At 72.4% G+C, this 20,676-nt stretch carries 20 protein-coding genes; 7 read left to right on the plus strand and 13 right to left on the minus strand.

Annotated elements, in window-relative coordinates; genetic code table 11:
• The first annotated feature begins 42 nt into the window (after nt 1–42).
• Nucleotides 43–990 carry an ROK family protein gene (locus tag CRP52_RS13765; protein WP_097236672.1) on the plus strand — a complete coding sequence of 316 codons (948 nt, stop codon included), beginning with the start codon at nt 43–45 and terminating at the stop codon, nt 988–990.
• Complete coding sequence (nagA, locus tag CRP52_RS13770) at nt 987–2,168, plus strand: N-acetylglucosamine-6-phosphate deacetylase (protein WP_097236673.1); 1,182 nt, start codon at nt 987–989, stop codon at nt 2,166–2,168. The genes CRP52_RS13765 and nagA overlap by 4 nt, the downstream gene beginning before the upstream one ends.
• A 71-nt stretch (nt 2,169–2,239) precedes the next feature.
• On the opposite strand, the gene CRP52_RS13775 is transcribed toward nagA, so the two are convergent.
• Complete coding sequence (locus tag CRP52_RS13775) at nt 2,240–3,250, minus strand: hypothetical protein (RefSeq protein WP_143685735.1); 1,011 nt, start codon at nt 3,248–3,250, stop codon at nt 2,240–2,242.
• 197 nt (nt 3,251–3,447) lie between these two features.
• The gene (locus CRP52_RS13780) at nt 3,448–5,238 is read right to left on the minus strand and encodes a GGDEF domain-containing protein (RefSeq protein WP_097236675.1); all 1,791 of its coding nucleotides are present in this window, start codon (nt 5,236–5,238) and stop codon (nt 3,448–3,450) included.
• A 361-nt stretch (nt 5,239–5,599) separates the two neighbouring features.
• On the opposite strand from CRP52_RS13780, the gene CRP52_RS13785 reads away from it, so the two are divergent.
• The gene (locus CRP52_RS13785) at nt 5,600–6,136 is read left to right on the plus strand and encodes a flavin reductase family protein (protein ID WP_373560558.1); all 537 of its coding nucleotides are present in this window, start codon (nt 5,600–5,602) and stop codon (nt 6,134–6,136) included.
• Nucleotides 6,137–6,150: 14 nt separating this feature from the next.
• Here the strand turns inward: CRP52_RS13785 and arfB are convergent, their stop codons facing one another.
• Nucleotides 6,151–6,585, minus strand: coding sequence for an alternative ribosome rescue aminoacyl-tRNA hydrolase ArfB (gene arfB / locus CRP52_RS13790; protein WP_097236677.1), 435 nt, complete (start codon nt 6,583–6,585; stop codon nt 6,151–6,153).
• A 67-nt stretch (nt 6,586–6,652) separates the two neighbouring features.
• On the opposite strand from arfB, the gene CRP52_RS13795 reads away from it, so the two are divergent.
• Complete coding sequence (locus tag CRP52_RS13795) at nt 6,653–7,150, plus strand: hypothetical protein (RefSeq protein WP_373560488.1); 498 nt, start codon at nt 6,653–6,655, stop codon at nt 7,148–7,150.
• A gap of 136 nt (nt 7,151–7,286) precedes the next feature.
• Nucleotides 7,287–7,862 (plus strand): TerD family protein, encoded by a 576-nt coding sequence (locus tag CRP52_RS13800; RefSeq protein ID WP_097236678.1) that lies wholly within the window; start codon nt 7,287–7,289, stop codon nt 7,860–7,862.
• A gap of 84 nt (nt 7,863–7,946) precedes the next feature.
• Here CRP52_RS13800 and CRP52_RS13805 read toward each other — a convergent pair whose 3' ends face one another.
• The 7 genes from CRP52_RS13805 to CRP52_RS13835 form a co-directional block, all read right to left on the minus strand.
• A complete protein-coding gene (locus CRP52_RS13805; protein ID WP_143685737.1) occupies nt 7,947–9,173 on the minus strand; it encodes a hypothetical protein in 1,227 nt (408 codons plus the stop codon).
• A 122-nt stretch (nt 9,174–9,295) separates the two neighbouring features.
• Entirely contained in the window at nt 9,296–9,793 is a 498-nt protein-coding gene (locus tag CRP52_RS13810) for a DUF3180 domain-containing protein (protein ID WP_097236680.1), read from the minus strand.
• Nucleotides 9,794–10,055: 262 nt separating this feature from the next.
• The gene (folK, locus tag CRP52_RS13815) at nt 10,056–10,655 is read right to left on the minus strand and encodes a 2-amino-4-hydroxy-6-hydroxymethyldihydropteridine diphosphokinase (RefSeq protein WP_097236681.1); all 600 of its coding nucleotides are present in this window, start codon (nt 10,653–10,655) and stop codon (nt 10,056–10,058) included.
• Nucleotides 10,656–10,695: 40 nt separating this feature from the next.
• Nucleotides 10,696–11,055, minus strand: coding sequence for a dihydroneopterin aldolase (gene folB, locus CRP52_RS13820; RefSeq protein ID WP_030059580.1), 360 nt, complete (start codon nt 11,053–11,055; stop codon nt 10,696–10,698).
• 248 nt (nt 11,056–11,303) lie between these two features.
• The gene (locus CRP52_RS13825; protein ID WP_097236682.1) at nt 11,304–11,783 is read right to left on the minus strand and encodes a nuclear transport factor 2 family protein; all 480 of its coding nucleotides are present in this window, start codon (nt 11,781–11,783) and stop codon (nt 11,304–11,306) included.
• 14 nt (nt 11,784–11,797) lie between these two features.
• Complete coding sequence (gene folP / locus CRP52_RS13830; protein WP_373560489.1) at nt 11,798–12,718, minus strand: dihydropteroate synthase; 921 nt, start codon at nt 12,716–12,718, stop codon at nt 11,798–11,800.
• Between the two features lie 81 nt (nt 12,719–12,799).
• Nucleotides 12,800–14,641 (minus strand): phosphatidylglycerol lysyltransferase domain-containing protein, encoded by a 1,842-nt coding sequence (locus CRP52_RS13835; protein ID WP_097236683.1) that lies wholly within the window; start codon nt 14,639–14,641, stop codon nt 12,800–12,802.
• Nucleotides 14,642–15,019: 378 nt separating this feature from the next.
• Here CRP52_RS13835 and CRP52_RS13840 point away from each other — a divergent pair, with 378 nt between their 5' ends.
• Nucleotides 15,020–16,174: an alpha/beta hydrolase gene (locus CRP52_RS13840; protein WP_179852792.1), complete on the plus strand. Its 1,155-nt coding sequence runs from the start codon at nt 15,020–15,022 to the stop codon at nt 16,172–16,174.
• 118 nt (nt 16,175–16,292) lie between these two features.
• Nucleotides 16,293–17,081 (plus strand): ferritin-like domain-containing protein, encoded by a 789-nt coding sequence (locus CRP52_RS13845; protein ID WP_097236685.1) that lies wholly within the window; start codon nt 16,293–16,295, stop codon nt 17,079–17,081.
• A 35-nt stretch (nt 17,082–17,116) separates the two neighbouring features.
• On the opposite strand, the gene folE is transcribed toward CRP52_RS13845, so the two are convergent.
• From folE to hpt, 3 genes are all read right to left on the minus strand, one after another.
• Complete coding sequence (gene folE, locus CRP52_RS13850) at nt 17,117–17,722, minus strand: GTP cyclohydrolase I FolE (RefSeq protein ID WP_097236686.1); 606 nt, start codon at nt 17,720–17,722, stop codon at nt 17,117–17,119.
• 107 nt (nt 17,723–17,829) lie between these two features.
• On the minus strand, nt 17,830–19,887 hold the full coding sequence (gene ftsH / locus CRP52_RS13855) for an ATP-dependent zinc metalloprotease FtsH (protein WP_218893087.1): 2,058 nt from the start codon (nt 19,885–19,887) through the stop codon (nt 17,830–17,832).
• 224 nt (nt 19,888–20,111) lie between these two features.
• On the minus strand, nt 20,112–20,666 hold the full coding sequence (hpt, locus tag CRP52_RS13860) for a hypoxanthine phosphoribosyltransferase (RefSeq protein ID WP_030059589.1): 555 nt from the start codon (nt 20,664–20,666) through the stop codon (nt 20,112–20,114).
• Between the last annotated feature and the right edge of the window lie 10 nt (nt 20,667–20,676).

A 20,676-nucleotide genomic window follows, 5' to 3' on the forward strand; every position in this document is an offset into this window, starting at 1 on the left:
CTGGACTAGACCTCTTCCACCACCCAAGGGAAACTGTCCTCCGTGAAGCACGTCATCGCACTCGATGTAGGCGGCACCGGCATGAAGGCCGCGCTGCTCGCCCAGGACGGCTCCGTGCTGTTCGAGGCCCGCCGACCGACCGGGCGGGAGCACGGCACGGACGCCGTCGTCGCCGCCATCCTCGACTTCGCCACCGACCTGGCGGACGAGGGCCGCAGCCGCTTCGGCGTCGCCCCGCTCGCGGCCGGCGTCGCCGTCCCGGGGACGATCGACGAGAAGAACGGCATCGCGGTCTTCTCCGCCAACCTCGGCTGGCGGGACCTCCCCCTGCGCAAGCTCCTCGGCGAACGCCTGGCCGGGCCCGACGGCACCGCGATCCCGGTCGCCCTCGGCCACGACGTGCGCTCGGGCGGCCTGGCCGAGGGCCGGCTCGGCGCCGGCCGCGGTGTCGACCGCTTCCTGTTCGTCGCGCTCGGCACCGGCATCGCCGGCGCCATCGGCATCGACGGCCGGATCGAGGCCGGCGCGCACGGCTACGGCGGCGAGATCGGCCACGTCGTGGTCCGCCCGGGCGGCCCGCCGTGCGGCTGCGGCGCCCGCGGCTGCCTGGAGACGCTGGCCTCCGCCTCCGCCGTCTCCCGCGCCTGGGCCGAGGCCGGCGGTGACCCCGACGCCGACGCGGCATCCTGCGCCGCCGCGGTGGACGCCGGGGACGACCGCGCGATCGCCGTCTGGCAGCGGGCGGTCGACGCCCTGGCGGACGGCATCATCCTCGCCCAGAGCCTGCTCGACCCGTCCACGGTGATCGTCGGCGGCGGGCTGGCCGAGGCCGGCGACACGCTCTTCACCCCGCTGCGCACGGCGGTCACCGAGCGCCTGACCTTCCAGATGCCCCCGAAGGTCGTACCCGCCATGCTCAAAGACACCGCCGCATCCCTGGGCGCGGGCCTGCTCGCCTGGGACCTGCTCACCTTGGAGGTGACCGCGTGACCACCGCGGACCGTGACCGTACCGTCCTGGCCGGCGCCCGCCTGGTCCTGCCCGGCGGCGTCGTCGAGGGCGACCGGCTCGCGATCGAGGGCACCCGCATCGCGGCCCTCGGCGGCGACACCGAACCCGGCGACCTCGACCTCACCGGACACACCGTCGTCCCCGGCTTCGTCGACCTCCACGTCCACGGCGGCGGCGGCGCCTCCTACGCCTCCGGCCTCGCCGAAGAAGCCCTCCACGCCGCCCGCACCCACCTCCACCACGGCACCACCACCACCATCGCCTCCACCGTCACCGGCGAGATCGACGACATCGCCCGCCAAGCCGCCGTCCTCTCCGAACTCGTCGAGGACGGCACCCTCGCCGGCATCCACTTCGAGGGCCCCTTCATCTCCCACAACCGCTGCGGCGCCCACCGCCCCGACCTGCTGCGCGACCCCGACCCCGCCCTCGTCCGCAAACTCCTCGACGCCGCCCGCGGCCACGCCAAAATGGTCACCCTCGCCCCCGAACTCCCCGGCGGCCTCGACTCCGTCCGCATGCTCACCGACCTCGGCATCATCGCCGCCGTCGGCCACACCGACTCCGACTACACCACCACCCTCCAGGCCATCGACGCCGGCGCCACCGTCGCCACCCACCTCTTCAACGCCATGCCCGGCATCGCCCACCGCGCCCCCGGCCCCATCGTCGCCCTCCTCGAAGACGAACGCGTCACCGTCGAACTCATCAACGACGGCATCCACCTCCACCCCTCCGTCCTCGACCTCGCCTACAACACCGCCGGCCCCACCCGCGTCGCCCTCATCACCGACGCCATGGGCGCCGCCGGCATGGGCGACGGCCTCTACCCCCTCGGCCCCCTCCAAGTCCAGGTCAAGGACGGCGTGGCCCGGCTGGTCGAGGGCGGCGCGATCGCCGGTTCCACCCTCACCCTGGACGTGGCGTTCAAGCGCTCGGTGACCGTCAACGGGCTGAGCCTGAGCCAGGCCGTCGAGTCGCTCTCCGCCACCCCCGCGCGCCTGCTCGGCCTCGCCGACACCGTCGGCTCCCTGGAGACCGGCAAACTCGCCGACCTCGTCGTGCTCGACTCCACCGGCTACGACCTGGTCGCCGTCATGCGCCACGGCCGCTGGGTGCTCGGCGGCGACGCCTTCTCCACCGTCAAACCCGCCTGACCGAGCACCGGAGACGCCGACGGCCGCCCTCCCCCACGGGGACGGGCGGCCGCGGTTCGGCTCCGGGCGGCTCAGCCGCCGTACGGCTCGAAGGAGATCTGGTCGATCAGGACCGCCCCGGAGGGCACTGTGAGGGTCACCGAGTTCGACCCGGCCTGGAACTGCGGCAGTATCCAGGTGGTGTACCAGGCGGCGGTCTGGTCCTTGGGGGCGGGCCCGTAGATCTTGTAGGACACACCGCTCGGCCAGTCCTTGCCGTTCACCGCCACCGCGCCCGCGATCGCCGCGCTCCCCGCGTAGTTGTAGTGCACGTACATCTTGTACGTCCCGGCCGTGGCGATCTCGCCGGTCCAGGTCACCGAGCCGCCCGGCTGGAGGGTCAGGTAGCTGCCGTCCGCCGACTTGGCGCCCTTGACGCTGTTGCCGGAGGGCGCGTTCTGCCCCTGCAGCTGGCCCGCGTCCACGGTCGACGGGCCGGACACCGGGGTGGCGCTGGCCGACGGGGAGGCACCCGCGGCGGTGCCGGTCGGCCCCGGGGTGGCGGGCCCCGGCGCGGCGGTGGTCGCGGTACCGCCCTTGGCCTCCTTGCCACCGTCCGGATCGCCCTTGGAGAGCGCGATCCCGGCGCCGATCGCGATGGCCGCGACCACGGCGACCGCACCGATCACCGCGCCCTTGCTCCGGCCGCTGCTGCTCGGCTCCTCCCCCGGCTGCGGCCGGGAGTGCTCGGCGTAGCGGGCCTGCTGGGTGGGCGCGGCACCGTACTCGGCCTGCTGCGGCACGCCGACCGGCTGACCGTACGGGCCCTGCGGCTGGCCGCCCGGGTAACCCTGCGGCGCCGCCGGCTGACCGTACGGCTGCTGCGCCCGCGGCGGCCCCGCCTGCGGGTAGTGCTGGCCGTACTGCGCCCGCCCGACCTCCATGGGACGGCTGTACGGCGTGCGGGGGACCCCCTGCTGCGGCTCGGCCGGCTGCCCGGTGGAGCCGTCGGCCGGGCGGTAGAGGTAGCCGAACGGGTCGTCGTCCTGCGGGGCACCGCCCCCCTGGCCCTCGGGCACTCCGTTGCTGCCGTCGGTCGTCACGGTGGTCTGCTCCCCCATCCGTTGCGCGCCGCCGGACTGTGGGCTGCGCAGATCATGGACGCTGTCGTACCGGGCACCCTACCTGTCCCGTGTGACGGCTGGAAAAGAACCCTTGACAACTCACGGGTAACCTCGTCGGACCTCAGGCCACCGAGCCCCGCAGCGCCGAGCCCGGCATCGCCCCGGCCCGCCCGGCCTCAGCCCGCCCGCCGGTGCGAACGCTCGCCCCGCGCCCCGCGCACCGCCCCTCCCCGGGCCCGCTTCTCGTCGTACATCCGCTCGTCCGCGGTGTGCAGCACCTCCTCGATGCTCATCCCGCAGCCGGCCCAGCCGATCCCGAGGCTGACCCCCACCCGCATCGCCCGCCCGTCGATCCGCATCGGCGGGATGATCGCGTTGCGCAGCCGGTGGGCGAGGTCCTTCGCCTCCTCCCGGCCGATGCCGTCGGCCAGCACCACGAACTCGTCGCCGCCGAGCCGGGCCACCGTGTCGCCGTCCCGGACGGCCTGGCTCAGCCGCCGGGCGACCTCGACCAGCACCGCGTCACCCGCGTTGTGGCCGAAGCGGTCGTTGATCGACTTGAAGCCGTCCAGGTCGCAGAAGAGCACCGCGAGCCCCTTCTCCGCCGCGGCCGCGCCGCCGGAGCGGAACGGCGCGGACCAGGCCTCGCCGCCGGGCCCGTGGTCGGCCGGGACCACCGCGTGCACGTGCTCCCCGTAGCCCGGGCCGAGGCCGGGCGGCAGTCCGCCCTCGGGCAGCCCGTAGCCGTGCACCGGCCCGGCGTACGGGTCCGCGCCCTCCAGCGCGTCGTGGGCGGTGTGGGCGCTGTAGGAGTCGCCCGGGTAGCCGTACGGCGGCGGGTAGGCCGCCTCGGCCGGCACGGCGGCCGCGCCGACCGGCTGCGGCTGGGCGCAGAGCCGACGGGCCAGCCTGGCCTTCAGCTCGGCGCCGTTGGGCAGGCCGGTGAGGGCGTCGTGGCTGGCCCGGTGGGCGAGCTGGAACTCGTGCCGCTTGCGGTCCTCGATGTCCTCGACGTGGGTGAGCAGGAAGCTCGGCCCCTCGGCCGCGTCCGCCACGATCGAGTTGCGCAGACAGACCCACTGGTAGCCGCCGTCCCGCCGGGACAGCCGCAGTTCCGCCCGGCCGCTCTCGGCGCTGGTGCGCTCCAGCAGGGCACGGTCCTCGGGGTGGACGAGGTCGGCGAAGCTCTGCTGGCGCAGCACCGCCCGGGGGCGGCCGAGCAACCGACACAGCGCGTCGTTGACCCTGGTCAACTGGCCGCGCCCGGCGCCGTGCAGTTCGGTGATGGCCATCCCGCTGGGGGCGTACTCGAAGGCCTGGCGGAAGCTTTCCTCGCTGGCCCGCAGCGCCTGTTGCTCCTTCTCCAGGCGGGCCAGCGCGCGCTGCATCTCGGCCCGCAGCCGGGCGTTGCCGATCGCGATCGAGGCCTGCAGGGAGAACATCTCCAGCGCTTCGCGGGTCCAGGCCCCGGGTCGTTTGCCGCTGCGCGGGCGATCCACCGAGAGCACCCCGAGCAGGTCGCCGCCGGCGCTGTACATCGGCGCGAGCAGCCCGTCGGCGGGGTGCCAGTCGTTGGCGTACACGGGCAGCGCGCCGTCCCCGATCCAGCGCGGGATGTCGCTGGCGACGGCCCAGCCGCGGTCGTACGGCAGGAAGCGCAGGGTGCCCCAGTGGTCGCTGACGCCGAGCAGCCGGTCCCAGGACTCCCGGGAGCCGACCTGCCCGAGCAGGACGGAGGGCCCGCCCATCGGGCTCTCCTCCAGTTCCCAGACGGCCGCCACCACGAGGTCGCCGTCCGGCCGGACCAGGCTGACCGCGGCGGCGTCGAAGCCGAGCCCGTGCACCGCGCCCTCGACGACGGCCTGCAGCGTGCCCGCGAGGCTGCGGGCAGCGTTGAGGTCCGCCACGACCCGGTGCAAGGTGCGGAGGGTCGCGAGACGGACGTACGGCTCCGACTCGGCTTCCATGCGGGGGCTCCCCGGCTGCTTCGGATAGTTCTTGATTGGTTATCGTCCGATTGCCAGAAGAACTGAATCACAGGGAGCACAGCGTTCGGCACGCTCGGTCAGCAATAGGCCGCCACTTGTGACTTAAATCACACGACACTAATGCGCCCTTAATCAGTTCATCCGCCCCAAACGGGACATCAAGCGCTATCGGACCATTTCCCGTGGTCGACCACCCCGGCCACCGGCTGAAGCCGACTGCCTCCGCCCGTCCCCCCACTTCACTCCCGGGAGTGAGTCCGGCCGCCGGCCGCAACTCCCAGGCTGCGCCGCCGGTCCTACGACCAAGGCCCGATGCCGTTTCCCGCGGGTGACGACTACCGTGCGGTACGTGTACCCGTCACCGCAGCCCGAAGCTGCCTCCCAAGCCACGCCCGACGAGTTCCGGGCAGCACTCTCCCAGCTCGCCGCCGGCGTGAGCCTGGTGACCGTCCACGACCCGGAGGACGGCGAGGACATCGGCATGACCGCCACGTCCTTCCTCTCCGTGTCGCTGGAGCCGCCGCTGGTGCTGGTCTCGGTGCGCGAGGACTCCCGGATGGACGAGGCGCTCTCCCGGGTCGACACCTGGGCGGTCTCGGTGCTGACCGAGGGGCAGAAGACGATCGGCTCGCGGTTCGCCATGAAGGGCCGGCTCAGCGACCGGCTGCTGTTCGCCGACACCGCGCACCACCGCGGCCCGCGCACCGGCGCCCCGCTGATCGAGGGCGCCCTGGCCACCGTCGAGTGCCGCACCGAACAGCGGATACCCGCGGGCGACCACACCCTGCTGATCGGCCGCGTCCTGGAGGCCGCCGTACCCGACCCGGGCGGCCGCCCGCTGCTCTACTTCCGCGGCGGCTACCGCGCCCTGGGCTGAGCCGCCGGCGCGCCCTACTCGCCGCCCCGCGGCGCCTGGCGGCCCTGCTTCAGCTCGGAGCGGTGCCGCTTGTTGAACAGCCGGCGCTCGACCATCCCCCGGCTCGGCCGGGTCGCCCGCCGGGCCTTCGGCGGCGGCGCGCAGGCCTCGGTCAGCAGCGCCGACAGCCGGGCCGCGGCCGCCTCCCGGTTGCGCCACTGCGAGCGGAACTCCGACGCGTGGACCACCAGCACCCGGCCGTCCGCCAGCCGCCCGGCCAGCCGCTCCAGGGCGCGCTCGCGCCACACCTCGGGCAGCGCCCTGGTGGCCGCCAGGTCGAACCGCAGCTCGACCTTGGAGTCCGAGGTGTTGACGTGCTGGCCACCGGGGCCGGAAGAACGGGAGAAGCGCCAGACGAGCTCGGCGTCGGGGACGACCACCGACCCCCGTACGCGGATGGGCTCAGGCATGCGCCCATCATCCCGCTCCCACCCCGCCCGGTCACCCGGTTATCGGGGACTCGCCCGACCCCCGACAATGGCCTACGTGATCGAGCTCGGCTACTCCCTCTCCAACCGCTTCCCCGACCCCCCGCAGACGGACTACCGCTCCGCGTCGGTGCACGCCCTGCGGTACGACCTGTTCTGCGGCGACGTCTACCTGGACGCCGAGGGCGCGGAGCTGTCCACCGCCTGGGGCTGGGTGCCGGTGCTCGACTTCGCCTGGGCCCTGTGCGACATCGCCGAGCAACTCGACCGCGACCCGGACGGCAGCCGGGCCGCCCGGGTGCAGACCGCCGACCTCGACTTCACCCAGAACACCGAGCTGCTGCGCTTCGCCCGCCGCTTCAACTGGGTCGAGGTCACCGCGACCTGGCTGCCCGACGAGCCGCCGGCCGTGATCCGGCACAGCGACCTGCGCCGCGAGGCCCGGGACTTCCTCCAGGACACCCTCGCCGACCTCTTCGACATGCACCCCGATCTGGCCGACAACCCGAACATCTGGTCGCTGCAGGGCCGGTTCCGCCGAATCTGAGCCCCGTCTTTGCCCGGGCTTTGCCCTGCCATTTGGCCTGCGCGAAGAATTCACGGTCCCCGTGGAACCAAGCCGCCGGAGTATTGCGTTGTCCCGGGGAAAAGCGCACGAAGCGAACGAAGGGACTGCAATCGCCATGCCAGTGAGCCTCTCCAAGGGTGGCAACGTCTCGCTGACCAAGGAGGCCCCCGGCCTGTCCGCGGTCACCGTCGGCCTGGGCTGGGACGTCCGCACCACGACCGGCGCCGAGTTCGACCTCGACGCCAGCGCGATCGTGCTGAACGCGGACGGCAAGGTGCTGTCCAACGCCCACTTCGTCTTCTTCAACAACACCAGCACGCCGGACAACACCGTCGTGCACACCGGTGACAACCGCACCGGCGAGGGCGCGGGCGACGACGAGTCGATCAACATCAACCTGTCCGGCCTCCCGGCCGAGGCCGCCAAGATCACCTTCCCGGTCACCATCTACGACGGCATCGCCCGCGGCCAGAACTTCGGCCAGGTCCGCAACGCCTACATCCGCGTGGTGAACGCCGCCGGCGGCGCCGAGATCGCCCGCTACGACCTCTCCGAGGACGCCGCCACCGAGACCGCGATGATCTTCGGCGAGCTCTACCGCAACGGCGGCGAGTGGAAGTTCCGCGCCGTCGGCCAGGGCTACGCCTCCGGCCTGGCGGGCATCGCCCAGGACTTCGGCGTCCAGCTCTGAGGCACCGGCGCCCCCTCTGACGACGCCGCGGCGCGGGAAGCCGGTCCGTCCGACTTCCCGCGCCGCGGCGTTCGTCCAGGTCCCTCAGCGCGAGGCGCGCAGCTCCGGCAGCTGGATCAGCTCGGTCTCGTCCTCCGGCGTCAGGTCCACCACGGTCGGCTCGCCCTGCTCCGGCAGCTCGGCCGGCAGCTCCGCCGACTCCACGGCCCGCGCGCCGTCCACCGGCGCGCCCGCCGCGGCGGCCCGGGCCTCGGCCTCGGCCTTGGCGGCCACCGCCTCGTCGCCCACCACGTCCGCCAGGTCGGCCCGCTCGCCCAGCTCGGCGACGCTGCCCACCGCCGGCGCCGGGGCCGCCGGACGCACCGCTGCGCCCTGGCCACGACCGAAGAAGCTGAAGCCCTGCCCGCGCACCTGCCCGGACTGCGCCGGACGCGGCCGCTGCCGCTCCGTCGGCACCGGCGCCGCGGCCTGGACGGCCGGCGTCCCGCCCAGCTGACCGACCGTCGCGGTCAGCGCCGGACGCACCGGCGCGGGCTGTACGGACGTGGGCTGCACGGACGCGGACCGCATCCCGGGCTCGGCCACCGGCGCCTGCGCCGGCGTGGGCACCGCGGGCGCCACCGGAGCGGGCACGGCCACCGGGGCCGTCTGCACAGCCGGGGCAGCCACCGCGGCGACCGCCGGGGCCGCCGCCGGGCCCACCGGCGCAGCCGGCGCCGTACGCGCCCGCAGCGCGACCTCCGAGCCCGCCGTCAGCGCCCGCCGCGCCTCCTGCTCCGCCGCCCGGCGCTCCAGCAGCCGCAGCACGGCCGCGGCGCGCACGTAGGCGGCCGGGCTGGCCGGGTACTTGGGGCGGCTCGCGGCGAGCGCCCGCTGGGCCGCCTCGGCCTCCTTGAGCGCCTGCTCGGCCACCGACACGGCCCGCTCCCGCAGCAGCCGGGCGATCTCGGTCTCGGCCTTCGCCAGCCGCGACTTCTCCGCCGTCAGCCGCCGGCCGAAGCGGGTGGCCCGCTCCTCGGCGACCTCCGCCGCGTACTCGGCCTCCGCCAGCTGCTCCTCGAACCGCTCCTCGGCCCGCAGCCGCTGCGCCGCGGACATCTCGGCGGCCGCCCGGGCCGCCTTGTCCCGCTGGCGCAGCAGCAGCGCGAAGCCGAGCGTCGCGATCACCGCCGCGATCCCCACCGAGCGCACCAGGATGGTGTCCTGACTGAAAAGCAGAGCGGCCAGTGCGGCTACCAGCAGTACGCCGGCGGCGGTGGGGGGAAACACCCGGCCGAGGACGGAGGAATGACGGTGGCGTCCGCGAGACATGCCAAGAAACTAGCGTGCGAATTGGGGCTCTGTCAGCCCAGGGTCCCGTTCCACCCTTGACAGGGTGCGGTTTTTACCGCACGTGCCCGGGTTTTCACTCAAGATCACCAAGAAAGCCCTGCTCAGCGGTGCGAGGCCGCCGGACCGCCCGAGCCGTTCGGGCCGTCGTGGTTCTCCGGCAGCTTGCAGACGTGCTGGACCCAGAGCGCCGCGGCGATCACCGCGGCCCCCGCCAGCACCGCGAACCCGGCCGTGACGGCCTGATCCTTGCGGGCCGACACGTCCAGCTCCCCCAGCAGGTAGATCCCCGCGCCCGCGTAGATGCCGGTGACCACGGCCGAGACCAGCGCACTGGCCTGCCCCAGCACCACCGCCCGGGCCGCGAGCAGCGGGTCGACCCCCTTGGCGCCGGGCTGGCGCTCGCGCACCGCCTTCAGCCGGGCCCGCAGCGACAGCCCGGTCGCCAGCAGGATCACCGCCACCACCCCCAGCACGATCGGCGCCGCGCCCGGCACGGCCGGCAGCGTGTCCAGGGAGGCCCAGAGCTTGGAGCCTGCCCAGGACAGCGCCGTCGTGGCGGCGGTGATGCCGATCAGCAGGCGGAGGCGAAGCAGCTTCACTCGGAGCAGGTCCTTCCCGGGGTACCAGAGCCGGCCGCCCGCCCGGTGGCCCGACGCGACGGCGCCAGGCCACCGTACCGGGCCCGGCCGGGCGGACACCCGCGCGTACGACGGTCACCTACTCGTACGGCCGGACCCCCGGCCGAGTTCCCCGGGACCCTTACTCGCCCACTCGCCCTCGAACCCGGCTCGGGGCGGGGCGGGGACTCGCCCGCTCGCCTGCGGGCCGCTCCGGCCCGGAGGGGTTCGGCAGCCCGGTCCGCTACTCCGGCAGCGTCAGCCGGATGTCGTCGCGGCGTTTCACGCCCTGCGCGTCCGCCCCGCCGAGCGCGCCCAGCAGCGCGTCGACCCGCCCGTGCCCGGGCACCTCGGCCTCCGGCTGGGCGTCCAGCCACGGGGCGAGCACGAAGGCCCGCTCGTGCGAGCGCGGGTGCGGCAGCAGCAGCTGCGGGTCGTCGCTGAGCACGCCCTCGTAGGCCAGGATGTCGACGTCCAGGGTGCGCGGACCCCAGTGGACGGTCCGCACCCGCCCGAAGGCGTCCTCGATCGCGTTGCCGCGCTCCAGCAGGTCCCGCGGGGGCAGCGAGGTGCGCAGCACCACGACCGCGTTGTAGTAGTTCGGCTGTTCCTCGGGGCCGCCGACGGCCTCGGTCTCGTAGACCGCGGAGACGGCCTTGATCTTCAGCCCCGGGGTGTCGGCGAGCGCGTCGACGGCGCCCTGCAGGGTGTCCAGCCGGTTGCCCAGGTTGCTGCCGAGCGCGACGACCGCGCAGCGCTGGCTGTGCAGCGTGGTGTCGGCGGAGTCCACCCGGCTCTCCAGGTCGAACGCGTTCGGCGCGGCGGTCGGGTCGCTGGTACTCATCGCAAGTCCTCTGCATCGGATACCGGGCGCGCGGTGGCGGTCATGCGCGGCCCCGGTGGATGGTCACGGTCACGTCGTCGAACGGCACGGTGATCGGGGCGTCCGGCTTGTGCACGGTGACCTCGACCTCCTCGACCGCTTCGTGCTTGAGGCACTGGTCGGCGATGCGCTGGGCCAGGGTCTCGATCAGGTCGACCGGCTCCCCGGCGATGATCGCCGTGACCTCCTCGGCCACGATGCCGTAGTGCGCCGTGCGGGTGAGGTCGTCTCCGGACGCGGCGGGGCGGGTGTCCAGGTACAGCACGAGGTCGACCACGAAGGTCTGGCCCTCGACGCGCTCGCGCTCGAAGACGCCGTGGTGGCCCCGGGCTCGCAGCCCCCGCAGGGTGACGCGGTCCAGCAAACGAATCACTGCTCCCAGTCGGACGGGCCCCGCCCGGAGAAAAGGCATGGACGGGCAGGGCGAAGGCGGGCAGCACGCCCGCCACTCCGTTTCGAATCTACCCGCGAGCACGGACAACGCCTGACCGTCCTACCCGGCAGCAAACGACGCCACGCGCACCGGAATGGCGATTGACGTGAACGTTCGGTGACCACTCGGGAATTCCCGGGCGGCTTCCCGGCACGGCATTTCCGCAGTCGCCGGAATCAGTCCTCGTCGTCCTCGTCACCGCTGGTCAGAACGGGTGAACCGTGGTGCGACCAGAGCTTCCACCCGGCCGGGGTACGGCGGAACAGATTCGTCGAGACCACCTTTCCGCCGACCAGCGGTCCGAGTTCGCCCTCTTCCTCCGCCTCACCGCCGGAGAGGATGTTCTCCGTGCACGTGACAAGGGCCACATCACCGTGGACCTCGGCCTCGACATCGGTCAGGAAGAACTGGATGTACTCCGTGTTCGCCATGATCAACATGTACGAACGGGTCACCTGCGCCCGCCCGCGCAGCACCGGCCAGCCGGGGTGCACGCACACCACGCCGCCCTTGTCGTCGGCGTCCGCGGCGCCGAGCCAGGCGTCCTCGACCGCCTCCAGGTCGCCCCGCTCCAACGCCTCGTAGAGTCCTCGGTTCGCCGCGAGCACGGCCTCCAGGTCCGCCTCGCGGGCCCGTCCGGCCGTACCGCCGCTCAACCTGCCGTCACCTGTCACAGACCCTCCCTCACCCCGCCGTCCTTGCCCGTCGTCGGGCAGGTGTGGCCCAGCCGCGCCGCGCGCTGCCAGGCCGCGACCACCCGGACGGCGTCCGCCGTGCCGGACACGTCGTGCACCCGCACCGCCCAGGCCCCGGCCCGGGCCGACAGCACCGACACCGCGGCCGTCGCGTCGTCGCGCTCCCGCGGCGGGCGCAGTTCCCCGGTTGCCGGGTCGGCGAGCAGCGTACCCAGGAACCGCTTGCGCGAAGCCGCCACGAGGACGGGACGGCCGAGCGCGGTGAGCGCGTCCAGCCGGCCGAGCAGCGCCCAGTTGTGCTCGGCGGTCTTGGCGAAACCGAGCCCCGGGTCGAGGATCAGCTGGTCCTCCTTGACGCCGGCCGCCAGCAGCGCGTCCACCCGGTCGGTCAGCTCGGCGACCACGTCGCGCACCACGTCACCGTAGACGGCCAGCTTGTCCATGTCGGCGGACTGCCCGCGCCAGTGCATCACCACGAAGGGCGCGCCGGTCTCGGCGACCACCCGGGCCATCGCCGGGTCGGCGAGCCCGCCGGAGACGTCGTTGACGACCGCGGCACCGGCCTCGACGGCCCGCTCGGCGACCGAGGCGCGCATGGTGTCCACCGACACCGTCACCCCGGCGTCGGCGAGCTCGCGCACCACCGGGATCACCCGGCGCAGCTCCTCGTCCTCGGGCACCCGCTGCGAGCCCGGCCGGGTCGACTCGCCCCCGACGTCGACCAGGTCCGCGCCGCGGGCCCGCAGGGCCAGCCCGTGCGCGATCGCCTTGGCGGGGTCGTGCCAGAGCCCGCCGTCCGAGAAGGAGTCGGGCGTGACGTTGACCACGCCCATCACGGCACAGCGTTCGAGCCGCGGCAGACCGGCCGGCAACGAGAAGGACGGCATTTCGCTCATGCTCCCCATTATCGAACGGGGCCCCCGCCGAGGATCCTCGGCGGGGGCCCCGTTCACGGCGGCCGTTCACAGCAACCGGCCTCAGGCGGCCTCGGTGACCTCGCCGGAGGACGGGACCGGCATCAGCCCCTCGCGCTGGCGCTTGCGGCCCAAGCGCGGCATGCCGAGGGTGATGAAGGCCTCCGCCTGCATCGCGGCGAAGCCGATCCGCGGCAGGTCCCGGGTGTTCGGGAAGACCAGGAAGCGCGGCTCCCACTCCGGCTGGAACTTGGCGTTGAACTTGTACAGCGACTCGATCTGGAACCAGCGCGACAGGAACACCAGCAGCCCGCGCCAGGCGCGCAGCACCGGTCCGGCCCCGATCCGCTCGCCGCGGGCCAGCGCCGAGCGGAACATCGCGAAGTTGAGCGACACCCGGCGGATGCCCATCGCCGGCACCGCCTGCAGGGCGGCGACGATCAGCAGCTCGTTCAGGCCCGGGTCGGCGGCGCGGTCGCGGCGCATCAGCTCCAGCGAGATGCCGTCGGGCCCCCAGGGCACGAAGTGCAGCACGGCCTTCAGGTCGTCGCCGCTCTCGCCCTCCTCCGGGTCCTTGTGGGCGGTGACGACCACGCAGCCGTCGTCCAGCGGGTCGCCGAAGCGGCCCAGCGCCATCGAGAAGCCGCGCTCGGTGTCCGTGCCGCGCCAGCGGGCGGCGGCGTCGGCGATCCGGTACTTCTCCTGCGCGGTGAGCTCGGAGACCCGGCGCACCTTGCAGGAGTAGCCGTTGCGCTCGATCCGCTTGACCATCTGGCGGACGTTGCGCATGGCCCGGCCGGCGAGCGAGAAGGTGGCGGTGTCGACGATCGCCTCGTCGCCCAGCTCCAGCGCGTCCAGGCCCGCCTCGCGGGTCCAGACCTCGCCGCCGACTTCACTGCAGCCCATCACGGCCGGCACCCAGGCGTGCTCGCGGGCCTCGGCCATGAACACCTTGATCGCGCCCGGCCAGGCCTCGACGTCGCCGACCGGGTCGCCGGAGGCCAGCATCACGCCGGAGACCACCCGGTAGGAGATCGCGGCCTTCCCGGTGGGCGAGAACAGCACGCTCTTGTCGCGGCGCAGCGCGAAGTAGCCGAGCGAGTCGCGCTCGCCGTGCTTGCTCAGCAGGGCGCGGACCTTCTCCTCGTCCTCCGCGGTGAGCTCGGGCTTGGGCTTGCCCGGGCGCAGCGCCAGGTAGGCGGTGGTGAAGGCGGTCAGCAGGCCCAGCCCGCCGAGCAGGTAGGCGACCAGGTCGGACATCCGCTCGTTGGTGTAGCGGATCGGGCCCTCGAAGCCGAACAGCCCGTACCCGACGTGCTGCAGGCGCTCGCCCAGGCCCGGGTGGCCGAACTCGTACTTGGTGCGGGTGCTCACAATCAGCAGGCCGAGCAGCACGCTGAGGACGCCCATGACGACCAGGTTGACCACCGCGCGCCAGCGGGTGCGCGGGTCGGCCTTGGCGTAGAACTCGCGCTGGTGCACCAGCATCACCGCGAACACGGCCAGCGAGACGACCGCCGGGCCGACCTGGTGCCAGCGCACGATGTGCAGCGCCGCACCGACCGGCAGCAGCACGCAGACGGCCCGCCAGGCCCGCCGCTTGCGCCGGCGCAGCGCGTGCGCGAGCGGCACCAGCAGGATCCCGACCATCAGCGTGCCGACCGCGGCCAGGCTGGTGGTGCCGCCGGGCAGCTGGCCGGCGAAGGTGTGCATCTTGGTGTGCCGGAGCTTGGGGAACACCGCGCTGGCGATATCGACCAGCCCGATCAGGAGGCAGGTGTAGCCGACCGCGCCCGGGAGCCAGGCCCTCGGCACGGCGGCCGCCTGGGTACGCAGCGTCTGCAGGCCGCGACGACGGCGCGGCGGCTGCTCGGGGCTCGGCTCAACGGACACGGGAACGCTCATGGAAGCTCAGCGTAGAGGCTGCGGGGCGGTGTCCGGTCACTCCGGGGGAGGACGCGTGATGGACCTTCATGCCTATTCCTTCATCAGGCAATGCGCATACCAAGGACCCGGAAACGGTCGGTAAACCGGGGCCGTGGACGCGCTGCGGGTTGAGCCGGCGGTGGGAGCCGGAGGGCTGCCGCAGCGTGGCGCGACGGGACCCTCCGGGACGCGTTACGTACGGTGGACGCCGCATTCTAGGGCGCCGGTTGCCTGTGGGTTCCCCCGCCCCACCGCCCCCTCCCGGGCGCCCGGACAGCCTAGCCGCGGTGGCCCGGCCTGACGGACCGCCAGACGATGAAGCCTGCACCGACAGTCTCCCACCGGAAGGCCGACGGCATGGAACTGACCAGCGACGCGCTGGTGAACTCGCTGCTCGCGCTCGGCGCCGCGGCCCTGGTCACAACCCTGTGGATCTGGCCCCGGCTGGCCAGGCAGCGCCCGCTGCCGGTGCTCGGCCGGATCGGACTGCTGACAGTGGTTCAAGTCTCGGTCCTGGCCGTGCTCGCGCTGTCGGTGAACAACTCCTTCGGGTTCTACACGTCCTGGGACGACCTGCTCAGCCCCGGCGGCGCCAAGCTCGCGCTGACCAGCAACGAGAACCACAAGGGCGGCACCCCGGTCGCCGACGCGCTGGTCCAGCCCACAAGCGAGGGCGGCCTGGAGACCATCACCAACCTGCCGAAGGGCACCCCGGAGGAGGTCGGCAAGGTCGAGTCGGTCCGGGTCAGCGGCAAGGAGACGGGCTTCTCCGACCAGATGTTCGTCTACCTGCCGCCCGAGTACTTCGACCCGAAGTTCGCCCTGGTCCGCTTCCCCGTCCTGCTGGCCATCGCCGGCTACCCGGGCACCACGCTCAACCTGCTCCACGAGCTCCCCTTCGCCCAGACCGCGATCGAGCTGCAGCACACCGGCAAGATGCCGCCGACCGTCCTGGTGATGGCCCGCCCGGCGGTCGTCCCGTCCCGGGACACCGAGTGCGTGGACGTCCCCGGCGGCCCGCGGACCGAGGCCTGGTTCGTCAAGGACGTGCCCGAGGCCGTCCGCAGCACCTATCGGGTCGGCCGCACCGCAGGCTCCTGGGCCACCTTCGGCTACTCCACCGGCGGAAGCTGCGCGCTGCGCCTGGCGATGCGCTTCCCGACCGTCTTCGGCAGCGCAGCGAGCCTGCACGGCGACTTCACCGTGCGCCAGGACAACTACACCAACGGGGACCTCTTCAACGGCGACAAGGCACTCACCCAGCAGCACGACCTCGGCTGGCGGCTGCAGAACCTGCCGGTGCCCCCGCTCAACCTGCTGGTGGTCTCCACCCGCAAGGAGGGCGACTACCCGCAGACCGTCCAGTTCGTCGACCAGGCCACCCAGGCCATGGCGGCCAACCCGCAGTTCAAGGTCGAATCGCTCTACCTCGACGACGGCGGGCACAACTTCGACAGCTGGACCAAGGAGCTCCCGGCCTCGCTGGAGTGGCTGGGCTCCCACCTCGGCTAGCGCGTGTGAGTGATTACCCACCGGTCGGTCCGCTCGGCCGGCGGCCCGGGGGGAACGTATCGCGGCCGTCCGCCCGCCGCCCCGGCGGGCGCCGCCCCGGATCCGCGCAGGAGGCGCCGTGCTGAGCACCCGATCGCTCTTCAACGAGATCTACCGGAACGACCAGGCCTACCAGCTGTTCTGCAGCATCGCGGCCGGCGGCGAGGACCAGGGCGGCTGGGAGAACGAGCGGATCACCACTCTCACCAGTGATCCGGTCCTCGCCCCGAAGATCGCCCGGCACGGCGCCGACGAACGCAAGCACGGCCGGATCTTCACCCAGCTGCTGAGCAAGCGCGGCCTGCCCAAGGTGCCGGTCCCGGCCGAGGCCGACTACTGCATGCTGCTGGAGCGCCAGGGCGTCGGCCTCTCCCACGAACGGCTGAACAGCGACGTCCCGCTGACCGAGCGCGAGATCATCACCTACCTCGCGCACAGCCGGGTCACCGAGCAGCGCGCCGCCGAGCAGATGCGCCAGCTGGTCAAGGTGTACGGCGACAACCCCGAGCTCGGCCGGGCGATGCGGATGATCTCCGCCGACGAGGACAACCACCTCGCGTACTGCCACGAGGAGCTGCTGCGGCTGAAGGCCGAGGGCCACGGCCCGTACATCCGGCACGCCCTGGAGACGAGCGCCCGCGGCGAGATCCGCACCCACCGGGACGTCGGCCTCGCGGTGACCGCCCGGATGGCGCGGATCCTGCGCTGGCCACGCTGGCAGCTGGCCGTGGTCACCCTCGGGGTGCACGCGCTCTACCTGTACGACCTCGCCTACGGCTGGCGCCGGATGGTCACCCTGCGGATGCCGGAGCGCCGCAACGCCCTGGGCACCCCGGCCCCGCCGCACGCGGAGCACGAGCTGCTCTGAGCCGCCGCACGGCGCCAGTACGGCGCCCGGTGCCGTTACCGGCCGATGATGAGGCTCATCGCCTCGGCCCGGGTGGCCGCGTCGCGCAGCTGGCCGCGCACGCACGAGGTGATGGTCTTGGCGCCGGGCTTGCGGATGCCGCGCATCGACATGCACATGTGCTCGCACTCGACCACGACGATCGCCCCGCGCGGCTCCAGGATCCGCATCAGCGCGTCGGCCACCTGGCTGGTGAGCCGTTCCTGCACCTGCGGCCGGCGGGCGTAGACGTCGACCAGCCGGGCCAGCTTGGACAGGCCGGTGATCTTTCCGCTGGTGGACGGGATGTAGCCGACGTGCGCCACGCCGCGGAACGGCACCAGGTGGTGCTCGCAGACCGACGTCAGCTCGATGTCCTTGACCAGCACCATCTCGTCGTGGCCGAGGTCGAAGGTCGTGGTGAGGACGTCCTCCGGCTCCTGCCAGAGGCCCGCGAATATCTCCTTGTAGGCACGCGCCACCCGGGCCGGGGTCTCCAGCAGGCCCTCGCGGTCCGGGTCCTCCCCGACGGCGAGCAGCAGCTCGCGGATGGCGTTCTCGGCCCGCTTCTGGTCGAAGGCACCGACGGCGGGCGGACCGTCGAGCGTCACCGGGTCGATCATGCGGGCCTCGCTTACATGTGGGAAGACTCTGGCTGAACAGCACGGATGCCGCGCCTCCAGGGTACAAACCCTGGTGACGCGGCATCCATTCCCTACGGTCCGGGCGCTCAGCTCTCGGTCGGCGGCTCGGCGGCCGGCATCGGCGGGAGCTTCACGACGTCCACCGGAGCGGTGTCCCCCGCGGCGGCGGCGCCGTTGGTGAGCGCCAGCTCCTTCGGCGACTGAACCGGCGGCCGGGTGGACGGCGTACGGCGGGCGGAGCCCGTCCAGGCCGGCCGGGCCGGGCGCTTGACGATCGGGGCGAAGATCTCGGCGATCTGCTCCTTGTTCAGGGTCTCCTTCTCCAGGAGCTCCAGGACCAGGTTGTCGAGCACGTCGCGGTTCTCGACCAGGATCTCCCAGGCCTCGTTGTGCGCGCTCTCGATGAGCTTCTTGACCTCTTCGTCGACCAGCCCGGCGACCTCTTCCGAGTAGTCGCGCTGGTGGCCCATCTCGCGGCCGAGGAACGGCTCCGAGTTGTCGCTGCCGAACTTGATCGCACCCAGGCGCTCGGTCATGCCGTACTGGGTGACCATGGCCCGCGCCGTGGCGGTGGCCTTCTCGATGTCGTTCGAGGCACCGGTGGTCGGGTCGTGGAAGACCAGCTCCTCCGCCGCGCGCCCGCCCAGCATGTAGGCCAGCTGGTCGAGCATCTCGTTGCGGGTGGTGGAGTACTTGTCCTCGTCCGGCAGCACCATGGTGTAGCCGAGGGCCCGGCCGCGGGACAGGATGGTGATCTTGTGCACCGGGTCGCTGTACTGGCAGGCCGCCGCGACCAGGGCGTGGCCGCCCTCGTGGTACGCGGTGATCTTCTTCTCCTTGTCGGACATGATCCGCGTGCGCTTCTGCGGACCCGCCACGACGCGGTCGATCGCCTCGTCCAGGATGCCGTTGTCGATCAGCTTCTTGTCCGAGCGGGCGGTCAGCAGCGCCGCCTCGTTCAGGACGTTCGACAGGTCGGCACCGGTGAAGCCGGGGGTGCGCTTGGCGACGGCCGACAGGTCGACGTCGGGCGCGATCGGCTTGCCCTTCTGGTGCACCTTGAGGATGTCCAGGCGGCCCTGGAGGTCGGGGCGCTCAACCGCGATCTGGCGGTCGAAGCGGCCCGGGCGCAGCAGCGCCGGGTCCAGGATGTCGGGGCGGTTGGTCGCGGCGATCAGGATCACGCCGCCCTTGACGTCGAAGCCGTCCATCTCGACCAGCAGCTGGTTGAGGGTCTGCTCGCGCTCGTCGTGGCCGCCGCCGAGACCCGCACCGCGGTGCCGGCCGACGGCGTCGATCTCGTCGACGAAGATGATCGCCGGGGCGTTCGCCTTGGCCTGCTCGAAGAGGTCGCGGACGCGGCTGGCGCCGACACCGACGAACATCTCGACGAAGTCCGAGCCGGAGATCGAGTAGAACGGCACCCCGGCCTCGCCCGCGACGGCACGCGCCAGCAGGGTCTTGCCGGTTCCGGGCGGGCCGTAGAGCAGCACACCCTTGGGGATCTTGGCGCCGACGGCCTGGAACTTGGCCGGCTCCTGCAGGAACTCCTTGATCTCGTGGAGCTCCTCGACCGCCTCGTCGGCACCGGCGACGTCGGCGAAGGTGGTCTTCGGGGTGTCCTTGGTGAGCAGCTTGGCCTTGGACTTGCCGAACTGCATGACCCGGGAGCCGCCGCCCTGCATCTGGTTCATCAGGAACAGGAAGACCAGGACGATGATCACGATCGGGAGCATCGACAGCAGCAGGCTGACGAAGGTGCTCTGCTTCTCCGGGCTGACGGTGTAGCCCTCGGCGAGCGTGCTCGCGTCCTTGTCGTTGATCTGGGCCTGCAGCTTGTCGGCGATCGCGACGCCCTGGTCGCCGATGTACGAGGCCTGGAACTTGGTGCCGGACGGGACCTTGCCCGTACCGGCGTTGGGCAGCGTTGCGCCGTCCTTCAGCTGGATCTTGATCGTGTTCGAGTCACCGGTGGTGATCTGCGCCGACTTGACATTGTGCGCGTCGATCGCCGCGACCACCTGACCGGTGTCCACCGTCTTGTAGCCGTTCGAATCCGAAACGACCTGCATCAACACGATGACGGCGAGGACGGCCAGCACGATCCACATGATCGGCGCACGGAAGTATCGCTTGACGTCCATCCATGCGGGGCGTTGCCGCCCCGTCCCTCCTGCCACTCAACGGCGCCGTGTGGCTGTGGGCCGCGGCGCATCCGGTCGGTGCTCATGTGAAGAGCGGTTTATTGGACCGTACCGCAGTCGGACCCACCGATGGCGGGAGCGCGGCGACACGGCTTGCTTCTTCGGTCCCCCGGTCCAACGGGCGGGAACGACCTACTGTTCCCGCCCCTAGCCCGAACGGACCCTCAGCCGCCGTAGACGTGCGGGGCGAGGGTGCCGATGAAGGGGAGGTTACGCAGCTTCTCCGCGTAGTCCAGGCCGTAGCCCACCACGAACTCGTTCGGGATGTCGAAACCGACGTACTTCACGTCGATCTCGACCTTGGCCGCGTCCGGCTTGCGCAGCAGGGTGCAGACCTCCAGCGAGGCCGGGCCGCGCGAACCCAGGTTGCCCAGCAGCCAGGACAGCGTCAGACCGGAGTCGATGATGTCCTCGACGATCAGGACGTCACGGCCGGCGATGTCGGTGTCCAGGTCCTTCAGGATCCGCACCACGCCGGAGGACTTGGTACCCATCCCGTACGAGGAGACGGCCATCCAGTCCATGGTGACCTGCGAGTGCAGGGCCCGGGCGAGGTCGGCCATGACCATCACGGCACCCTTGAGGACGCCGACGATCAGCAGGTCCTTGCCTGCGTAGTCCCGGTCGATGCGCTCGGCCAGCTCCAGGAGCTTGGCGTCGATCTCGTCCTTGCTGATGAGCACCTTCGCGAGGTCAGCGCCCATGTCGTTCTGGTCCACCGGGGATACG

It is taken from the genome of Streptomyces sp. 1331.2, from assembly GCF_900199205.1.
GTDB lineage: Bacteria > Actinomycetota > Actinomycetes > Streptomycetales > Streptomycetaceae > Kitasatospora.

Excerpts from the sequence above, each read along its gene's own strand:
- CRP52_RS13780 (WP_097236675.1), bottom strand. The coding sequence starts at position 5,238 with ATGGAAGCCGAGTCGGAGCCGTACGTCCGTCTCGCGACCCTCCGCACC.
- arfB (WP_097236677.1), bottom strand. The coding sequence starts at position 6,585 with ATGCCTGAGCCCATCCGCGTACGGGGGTCGGTGGTCGTCCCCGACGCC.
- CRP52_RS13795 (WP_373560488.1), top strand. The coding sequence starts at position 6,653 with ATGGCCTACGTGATCGAGCTCGGCTACTCCCTCTCCAACCGCTTCCCC.
- CRP52_RS13800 (WP_097236678.1), top strand. The coding sequence starts at position 7,287 with ATGCCAGTGAGCCTCTCCAAGGGTGGCAACGTCTCGCTGACCAAGGAG.
- CRP52_RS13805 (WP_143685737.1), bottom strand. The coding sequence starts at position 9,173 with ATGTCTCGCGGACGCCACCGTCATTCCTCCGTCCTCGGCCGGGTGTTT.
- folK (WP_097236681.1), bottom strand. The coding sequence starts at position 10,655 with ATGAGTACCAGCGACCCGACCGCCGCGCCGAACGCGTTCGACCTGGAG.
- folP (WP_373560489.1), bottom strand. The coding sequence starts at position 12,718 with ATGAGCGAAATGCCGTCCTTCTCGTTGCCGGCCGGTCTGCCGCGGCTC.
- CRP52_RS13835 (WP_097236683.1), bottom strand. The coding sequence starts at position 14,641 with ATGAGCGTTCCCGTGTCCGTTGAGCCGAGCCCCGAGCAGCCGCCGCGC.
- CRP52_RS13840 (WP_179852792.1), top strand. The coding sequence starts at position 15,020 with ATGGAACTGACCAGCGACGCGCTGGTGAACTCGCTGCTCGCGCTCGGC.
- folE (WP_097236686.1), bottom strand. The coding sequence starts at position 17,722 with ATGATCGACCCGGTGACGCTCGACGGTCCGCCCGCCGTCGGTGCCTTC.
- ftsH (WP_218893087.1), bottom strand. The coding sequence starts at position 19,887 with ATGGACGTCAAGCGATACTTCCGTGCGCCGATCATGTGGATCGTGCTG.